This window comes from Streptomyces sp. NPDC002623 (assembly GCF_053592635.1).
Map to the genome: position 1 here is coordinate 476,674 of NZ_JBSFWB010000005.1, position 8,010 is coordinate 484,683.

Annotated in this window: 8 protein-coding genes and 2 pseudogenes; 9 read left to right on the forward strand and 1 reads right to left on the reverse strand. The window is 67.6% G+C overall.

The window, feature by feature from the left end; translation table 11 throughout:
* The first annotated feature begins 64 nt into the window (after nt 1-64).
* From ACWD4O_RS12320 to ACWD4O_RS12345, 6 genes are all read left to right on the forward strand, one after another.
* A complete protein-coding gene (locus tag ACWD4O_RS12320; RefSeq protein WP_451279646.1) occupies nt 65-787 on the forward strand; it encodes an alpha/beta fold hydrolase in 723 nt (240 codons plus the stop codon).
* 26 nt (nt 788-813) lie between these two features.
* Nucleotides 814-1,023, forward strand: coding sequence for a 2TM domain-containing protein (locus tag ACWD4O_RS12325; protein WP_451279647.1), 210 nt, complete (start codon nt 814-816; stop codon nt 1,021-1,023).
* A gap of 34 nt (nt 1,024-1,057) precedes the next feature.
* Entirely contained in the window at nt 1,058-1,549 is a 492-nt protein-coding gene (locus tag ACWD4O_RS12330; protein WP_451279648.1) for a DUF4188 domain-containing protein, read from the forward strand.
* A 1,204-nt stretch (nt 1,550-2,753) separates the two neighbouring features.
* Nucleotides 2,754-2,966 (forward strand): hypothetical protein, encoded by a 213-nt coding sequence (locus tag ACWD4O_RS12335; RefSeq protein WP_451279649.1) that lies wholly within the window; start codon nt 2,754-2,756, stop codon nt 2,964-2,966.
* On the forward strand, nt 2,963-3,685 hold the full coding sequence (locus tag ACWD4O_RS12340) for an SDR family oxidoreductase (RefSeq protein ID WP_451279650.1): 723 nt from the start codon (nt 2,963-2,965) through the stop codon (nt 3,683-3,685). Before ACWD4O_RS12335 ends, ACWD4O_RS12340 begins: the two co-directional genes overlap by 4 nt.
* Nucleotides 3,686-3,710: 25 nt before the next feature.
* Entirely contained in the window at nt 3,711-4,481 is a 771-nt protein-coding gene (locus ACWD4O_RS12345) for an SDR family NAD(P)-dependent oxidoreductase (protein WP_451279651.1), read from the forward strand.
* A 549-nt stretch (nt 4,482-5,030) separates the two neighbouring features.
* Here ACWD4O_RS12345 and ACWD4O_RS12350 read toward each other — a convergent pair.
* Nucleotides 5,031-5,302: pseudogene (locus ACWD4O_RS12350) on the reverse strand (Dps family protein); the annotation flags it as partial.
* Nucleotides 5,303-5,795: 493 nt separating this feature from the next.
* Here ACWD4O_RS12350 and ACWD4O_RS12355 point away from each other — a divergent pair.
* From ACWD4O_RS12355 to ACWD4O_RS12365, 3 genes and pseudogenes are all read left to right on the forward strand, one after another.
* Nucleotides 5,796-5,921, forward strand: coding sequence for a hypothetical protein (locus ACWD4O_RS12355; protein ID WP_451279652.1), 126 nt, complete (start codon nt 5,796-5,798; stop codon nt 5,919-5,921).
* A gap of 860 nt (nt 5,922-6,781) precedes the next feature.
* Nucleotides 6,782-7,378: an isochorismatase family protein gene (locus tag ACWD4O_RS12360; protein ID WP_451279653.1), complete on the forward strand. Its 597-nt coding sequence runs from the start codon at nt 6,782-6,784 to the stop codon at nt 7,376-7,378.
* A 438-nt stretch (nt 7,379-7,816) separates the two neighbouring features.
* A pseudogene (locus ACWD4O_RS12365) lies at nt 7,817-8,010 on the forward strand (cupin domain-containing protein); the annotation flags it as partial.

Sequence of the window (8,010 nt, forward strand, 5' to 3'; positions counted from 1 at the left end):
AATCCCCGTCCAGTGCGACGCCATAGCTTTGCGTCGATCCGCACGCCCGAGGAGAGGCTGGTCCATGCTGAACGGGAAACCGACGATCGTGCTCGTACACGGAGCCTTTGCCGACAGCAGCGGCTTCACCACCGTCACCAAACGGCTTGTCGCCGACGGCTATTCAGTGATCGCCGCGCCGAATCCACTTCGAGGGCTCGCCTTTGACGCGGCACACGTCAAAGCACTGCTGGACAGCATCGAGGAACCGATCGTGCTGGTCGGGCACTCGTACGGCGGTGCAGTCATCTCCACTGCCGCCGAGGGAAACGCGAACGTGAAGGCACTGGTCTACCTGGCGGCGTTCGTGCCGGAGACGGGCGAGAGCGCGCAAGCACTGGTCGAGAAGTTCCCGGGCAGCACCGTGGGCGAGTCCCTCAAGCCTGTGCCGCTGCCCGACGGCCAGGTCGACCTCTACATCGACCCGAAGGTCTTCCATCCCCATTTCGCCGCCGACGTGTCGGCAGAGGAAGCCGCCCTCTACTCGATCACCCAGCGCCCGGCCACCGGCGCCGCCTTGGGCGAGCCCGCCGCCGGTCCGCAGGCCTGGCACACCATCCCGAGCTACAACCTGATCAGCGGCGCCGACCGGATCATCCCACCGGCGACGCAGGAGTTCATGGCCCAGCGCTCCGGCGCGAAGACCCAGGTGGTCGAGGGTGCCTCGCACATGGTGTTCGTCTCGCGGCCGGGCGCGACGGTGGGCCTCATCGAGACAGCCGTGCAGGAGCAGACGCTCACGCAGTAACAGTCCGATGATCCATGGGAGGGAACATGCACAAGAGCGAAAAGGCCATGAGGTGGGGTCTGCGGATCCATCTCTTCTGGTACGTCGTCGCCAATCTGGCCCAGGTGGTGCTGTGGGGCATCCTCACCCCTGACCGATTCTTCTGGCCCTTGTGGTCGATTCTCGGCTGGGGTGTCGGGCTGGTGATCCACTTCTGGGTGATCCGTGCGAAGTCCCGCTCACTGGTCCGGCAATGAACTGAGCCAACGCGAGGGAGAAAGGAGGAGATTCATGTCCGAGAAAGTGGTCTCGGGGCGCAACACCGCCGCCGCCGAAGGCGACATCGTCGTCTTCCACATAGGGCTACGGATCAACCGGCTGCGAGCATTCTCCAGCTGGTTTCCGGCATTCATGTCGATGCCACGCATGCTGCGCGAGCTGTCGGAGGAGAAGGGCAGCGGGCTTCTCGGCTACAAGGTGCTCTACGGCAGCCTCCGGGACTTCTACGTCGTCCAGTACTGGACCGACAAGGAGCGGCTCCTCGCCTACGCCCACCAGCAGGACAAGGAACACCGGCCCGCGTGGACGGAGTTCAACCGGCGAGCACGCGCCGGAAAAGGTCATGTGGGTATCTGGCACGAGACGTTCATCGTCCCGGCGGGCTCCTACGAATCGGTGTACGTCGACATGCCCGCATACGGCCTCGGCGCCGCGACAGGTGTCGTACCGGTCGGTCGGCGCGGAGACACGGCGGCCCAGCGCCTGCGGGCGGCAGAGAGGTAGGCGTCCGCTCCGCGAAGATCGCTCACGGTTGCCTGGAGACTCCGTTCCGCTCCAGGCAACCTCTGCACCTGCGCTACTCTCCGCGATCACCTCACAACCTCCCGCCACGATTGGCGTCTCAAGCGAATACTCCCGGACCAGTAGCGGACCAAACGGCCCCGTCGCCCCCTGCCCGGACGACGCGCACAAGCTAGACATCCACCGCGTCGTGCCGATGGCCGAAGCCTGGAACTCCGGCACTTCGACGTGGTCTGCGGCTGGGCGGGAGCGCTACGCGAACGAGTCGGTGATCCGCGGTCCCTGCGGGTGGTATCGGCGGCGACAAATAGATCGAGGGGGAACCGAGACCCGGCCCAGTGGCTGCCCTCGTTCCCAGGCGACCGGTGCACCTACCTCACAGACTGTGTGACGAAAAAGATGTACTGGCAGCTCGCCGCCGTTGAGGCGGAACAGGCGTCCCTTACCCAGGAGTTGGCCGCCTGCCAGAACGCGCGCGCAAAGGTCACGTTAGCTCGCCGAGCAGGGTGGCCACCACATCGCTCAGGCCTCGGGCAGCCCGTCCAGACGGCGCGCGCGATCCTGGGTGGCCGCGAAGGAGCGGTCCCAGGAGTTGATGCTGCGCCTCCAGACCTGGTCGCTGCCGTGTGCGGTCGGAGCAGGTGACCTCCAGCAGCCACCGAGATAGCACCACGATCAAAGGAGGCCCTGTGTAGCACATTTCTGAGCGATGATGTTCGCAGAGTGACCGAGCCGATCGGGGGATCAGCCATGCATCTGAGCCGCGTCGAAGTGAGCGGTCTGCGCGCGAGCGCAGAGACTCCAATGAGCTGTCACCTTCCCGGCAGGTTCAGTGTGCTGATCGGTGCGAACGGCGCGGGCAAGACGACACTCACAGACGCGCTTTACCTCGCGCACCCAGGGAGCCGGTTTCCCGTGCTCCCCAGGCCGACTTCAGCTGTCCTGGCGTCACCTGATGCCGGCGTAGAGCGCAGCATCGACATCACGTATGCGCTGGGCGACGACCTCGAGGCGGAGGGACGGCTTGGCCGTGAGCTTCACACCACGGGGCACCGGCGCCTCGGTGCAGACGCTGAATCCTGGAGTGTCACCCTTCACCAACAACTGGGAACAGTCACCTCCCGCCTGGCCAACAGCCGAGGGCCGAGGCCCCGCAGCTTTCACAGATCCGACCGCCGGGAACGAGGTGGGCCAGGAAGCGCAGACGGCCGCACTGCGTGCATGCCGGCTGGCGCGCGTCTGTGTAGCCGGCCTCGATCAGGCGCAGATGATCTGCGTGATCTGGCGGTTCGTCGACGGCCGTGCGGTCGAGATCTGGGATCACTTCGCCGACGTGTCCGCGTGGGACGCGTTCTGGGAGTCGCCCGCCGACCCCGGCACCGAGGCAGGCACGAGATGAGCGTCGCACTCGTCACGGGCGGCTCGCGCGGTATCGGCCGCGCCGTCGTGGAGCGTCTGGCCGAGGACGGCTTCGACATCGCCTTCACGTTCAAGGGGAACACCGCCGCGGCCGAGGAGGCGACCGCCTCCGTCACAGCGAGCGGGCGCCGCGCCCTCGCCCTCCAGGTGGACGCGGCCGACCCCGACCGGATGAGGGGGGTCGTGCAAACCGTCATCGACACCCTCGGCCCCATCGCCGTGCTCGTGAACAACGCGGGCGCGGGGGAGGCGCGGCCTCTCGCGGACATCACGACGGAGGAGATCCGGCAGAACGTCACCATCAACTTCGTGACGCCGTTCGTGATGATGCAGGAGGCGGCGAAGTCGATGAAGCCGGGCGGCCGGATCATCGCGATCTCCACCAGCCTGACGTCGCTGCTGCTGCCGGGCACGGCACTCGGCACTCCCGCGAAGCTCGCGGGGGAGGCCCTCACAGCCATCGCCGCGAAGGAGTTCGGACCGCTCGGGATCACCGTCAACGCGATCGCCGCCGGGGCGACCGACACCGAGGGCTTCCGGGCGACGTCGGGGCACATGCGCGGCGCCATGGAGGCCTCGTCGCCCTTCGGCCGGCTCGGCCGGCCCGAGGAGATCGCCGCGGCCGTCGCCTTCCTGGCGGGGCCCGACGGCCAGTGGGTCAGCGGTCAGACGGTACGGGTCAATGGCGCACTGGTCTGACGGCGAGACGACGGAAGGAGCCGCCGTGGAGAGCACACTGTCGGACCGGGAGGGGGCACTGGCCGGCCGTACCGCGGTCGTCACCGGAGGGAGCTCGGGCATCGGGCTCTCGATCGCCCGGGCCCTTGCCTCGCGGGGAGCCCGCGTCGTCATCGGTGCGCGTGACGAGAGCAGGGGAACAGCGGCCGCCGAAGCGATCGGAGCCGAGTTCGTCCGGGCCGACGTCAGCGACGTCGACGAAGGCCGTCGGCTGATCGAGCAGGTCGTCGACCGGTTCGGGCGGGTCGGCATCCTGGTGAACACGGCCGGGATCTTCGACGTCGGCCCCTCGGAGGAATTCTCTGAGGAGCGATGGGACGCCGTGGTCTCGACGAAGCTGAAAGGCGCGTTCTTCTGTACGGCCGCAGCGATTCCGTCGATGCGCGAGGCGGGCTGGGGACGGGTCATCACCGTGTCGGCCAATCCCAAGCCGTATCCCGGCGCGGCCGCCTACCGCGCCGCGAACGCGGCCATCAGCGCTCTGACCACCACCTGGGCGCTGGAGTACGGGAGGTCGGGCATCACCTTCAACGAGATCAGGCCTGGACTGATCGACACCCCGGCGACGGAACCGATCACGACGAATCCCGCGATGCTCGCGCACGCTGTCACGGGCATCCCGGCCGGGAGGATCGGAGCCAGTGACGAGGTCGCCGCCGCTGCCGTCTACCTGGCGAGCGAGGATGCCCGCTACCTGCAGGGGGCGTCGCTCGTCATCGACGGTGGCCTGAGTCTGGGCTGGTCGTACGGGGGCTGACCGCTCCGTTCAGCTCTGCAGGATCTTGATCGCCGATCCGCCCAGCCGACGTGGAGGGCGGCGGAGCCGATGAGGTTGCCGGACACCTACGCCTTCAGCTCCGCGATCCGGGCGTGATCAGCCGGATCGCGAAGCTGGAGGCGCTCGCGAAGGGGCACGCGGAGACGGGGGGTCGTTCACAGCGAAGAAGCGAATGTAGGTGCCTCGAAGCCCCTCCCCCAGCACCTCGTCCGTGAGGCTCCCGGGCAGGTAGGCGAGAATGACCTGCCCGATGGACGAGGAGAGCAGACGAGGAGAGCAGACGCAACGTGGCACGGCCACGCACCAGCAGCGGCAGGCAGCGGGCAGGTGCCGTACGCCCGGCTCACCACGATCGGGCCGCGGCATCCCCGGACCGGAGGGGGTCGTTTCGTTCGTCGCCAAGCGCGGAGGCACCGCGAGGGCGTGCGGTGGATCCGCCGCATCGGTTGGCAAGGTCTCACACGGACAGGTGGCGCGACCGCGGGCGCAGGCGGGAAGGTCGGTCTGCTCGGACAGCGCCCAGCACACCGCATCGTGCGCATCGGACACGATCACCGTGTCGGCTTCCAGCAGGCGCGACAGCATGGCGGGCACTTCCTGGACACCGCCGGGAGCTCGCGGAATCACCGTGATCTCCTCGATGTGCCGAGGGTCGCCGACCGCCACCCCGCCTAGAGCTGGACGCGCTCGGCGACTTCGTCGACCAGCTCAAGGACGTCTCCGGCGTGCTTGTCCAGCAGCAGGTGGAGCGAGTAGAGGGTGGCTCCGCGCATAAGTCAGTGGTGCTTCTTGTAGAGGCCCTGGGGGCTTCCGAAGCGTCACGGAGCTGAAGCCTTGGAAGCTCAGCTCAGAATGCACACACTTTGCTAAGCTAGACGCCTTTTCGCTCGCTCGCCATGCGGGTGTCAATATTGGCCAATCTCGCAGGTGGCACCTGGTGAGATAGCACTTCGGGGGTGCCGTACTGCGCTCCTCATGCCACTCGGATAGATGGCCAGAAGCACACGCATGAGCGTAGTGTGTATTCACAGTAAGGGTCATGCGAAGCCGACATGCGCAGTTGTCCGCAGGCCCGATGGAACGAGGCGATGCCATGGATGCGGACCGGGCACAGCTCCCGGCCGTGCTTGCAGATGCTGCTTTCCCTGGCACCGCGGTTGCCGCGACACCGGTCGCCTCCCGGCACGGTTCCGACGGGGGCGCGCCCGCCCCGAGGACGCGAGTGCCGACCGAGTGGCCGCCGCATCCCGCGCCGTGGAGGGCGACGCGGGCTTGATCCCCCAAGGAGTCACCATGTCCGATTCGATCAAGGTCTGCCCCGCGAGCATCGAAACTACCTGTGCGGCGCCGTGGTCTGTCGCGTTCGTCGCGGAGCCGGCCGTACTGCTGCCGGAGGCGACCGGTGACTGGGCGGCATGAGAGGCGGACCACCGTGATCACCGGAGCCGTCGGCGGGATCGGTCGCGCCTACGTCCTCGGACTGGCCGCCAGATCGCAGCCGTCGCGGTACCGGACCGGGCCAACGCCACCCCGGCCGTCAAGGAGATCCACGACATGGGCGGCCGGGCCGTCGCCGTGCAGACCGACCTCACCCCGGGCATGCGCGAGCAGGGCTGGGACCGGATCGTCATCACCCCCGGCATGGTCCACACAACCAGCCACGACCGAAGCCGGACCGGCCGACCTGTTCAAGGCCGTCCCCCCAGATGCAGGCCATCCGGCGACCGCAGGTCTCCGAGGACCTCACCGGCAATGCTCTCCTTCCGCGTCTCCGACGACGCCGCATTCATCACCGGCCAGACACTCATCGCCAACAGCGGACTCATACGATCATGAATACGACAGGAGTGGTCGCCTCGACAGGAGGCGGTCGCATGCCCAGCCCGGCAACCGGACCCAGTACCAGAAGACCAAGCCTCGCCTCCTCGTCGCAACAGCCGAACGGAGCGTGGCTAACCGGCCAACACGCCTACATCCAGCGCCCCCTTGAGACACCGGACGGAGCCTGCGCGTTCCAACCCCGCCTCCCGCGACAGTCCCTTCCCGAGGTGCGAGGAGCGAGTGCGAAGAGCACGATGGCTGGCGGAAGGGCACCCGGCCAGGCCGGAGCCGGGTTGTGAAACCGGTGGAAAACAGCTCCAAGGGCGTACGCCAGCGAATGGAGACCGATCGGCCGGGCAATCCCGCCGATCGCCGGAATCACCTGTGGGGCCATCGACTGATCCGCTCCCACCACTCCCACATCCAGCACAGCACCACACTCCCGAAAGAGGCCTGTCATGTCCGTAGAGACCGGTGAGGCGTTCACCACCGAGAACACCGCCATGCTGCTCATCGACCACCAGGTCGGCACCATGAGCTGGGTCGGCTCCATCGCCTTCGAGGAGATGAAGGCCAACGCCCTCGCGCTGGCCAAGGCCGCCAAGGCCCTCGACATGCCGCTGGTGCTGACCTCGTCCATGGAGGAGTACGCCCAGGGCCCCCTGCTGGCCGAGCTCGCCGAGATAGCACCCAAGGAGTTCGCCGCCCGCGTCCAGCGCCAGGGCGTCGTCAACGCCTTCGACGACAAGAACTTCGCCGCCGCCGTCAAGGCCACCGGCCGCACGAACCTGATCATCGCCGGCGTCACCAACGACGTCTGCACCGTGTTCCCCACCCTCACCGCCCTTGAGGCGGGACACCCCGTCCAGGTCGTCGCCGACGCCGGAGGCTCCCCGTCCAAGATCGCCGATGACATCGCCGTCCGCCGCATGGACAAGGCCGGCGCCACCATCACCTCCACCAACCAGCTCCTCGCCGAACTCGCCGAGAACTGGACCACCGACAAGGGCGGCAAGATGATCGGCATCGTCATGGAACTACTCCCCCAGAGCTGAACCAGTCGCCGCCACCACCCGACATGACGGCCGGGCGGGGAGTGGAGCTGGAGGCTGGCCTGCGCCCCGCCCGGCGCCCTGGACTGCCCAGTGCCCATGTCACCCGGCACCAGCAGGAGCGGTACACGTCGCGCCCCCTCGCCGACCGCGTGTACACCGGCGAACCACCTGCGTGGTAAAGGTGGTTCGGCGATCACGGAGACCGGCTACGACAAGGACAACCAGGCGCGCGACGCGCACGAGCTGCTCCAGGTCCTGGGGCTGACGGGCCCGGTCCGCCTGGTCGGGCACGACATCGGCGGCATTGTCCCCTTCCTTCATGCCCGCCTCCGCCCCGAGCAGCCTCGGCGTCAGCGGGCTCTTCCACTGCCGCTTCGTCATGCCCCCACGTACCGGAATTGCTCTTCCAGGGCACCCACTTACGTAAGGATCCGCGTCATGTCCATGGCTTTCCTGGCCCAGCGCGAACAGCAGCAGACCCTCGAATGGCTGGACGGCGGCACGTTCTCCGTCCTCCTCGACAGCAAGGCCACGGAAGGCCGGCTCACCGTGGGAAGGTTCGACGTCGCCAAGGGCGAGGCGCCGCCGTTCCACATGCACACCCGCGAGGACGAGATCTTCATGCTCATCAA

Bases quoted from the DNA above. Each gene is read 5' to 3' on its own strand.
- ACWD4O_RS12320 (WP_451279646.1), top strand. From the start codon at position 65: ATGCTGAACGGGAAACCGACGATCGTGCTCGTACACGGAGCCTTTGCC.
- ACWD4O_RS12325 (WP_451279647.1), top strand. From the start codon at position 814: ATGCACAAGAGCGAAAAGGCCATGAGGTGGGGTCTGCGGATCCATCTC.
- ACWD4O_RS12330 (WP_451279648.1), top strand. From the start codon at position 1,058: ATGTCCGAGAAAGTGGTCTCGGGGCGCAACACCGCCGCCGCCGAAGGC.
- ACWD4O_RS12340 (WP_451279650.1), top strand. From the start codon at position 2,963: ATGAGCGTCGCACTCGTCACGGGCGGCTCGCGCGGTATCGGCCGCGCC.
- ACWD4O_RS12355 (WP_451279652.1), top strand. From the start codon at position 5,796: ATGTCCGATTCGATCAAGGTCTGCCCCGCGAGCATCGAAACTACCTGT.
- ACWD4O_RS12360 (WP_451279653.1), top strand. From the start codon at position 6,782: ATGTCCGTAGAGACCGGTGAGGCGTTCACCACCGAGAACACCGCCATG.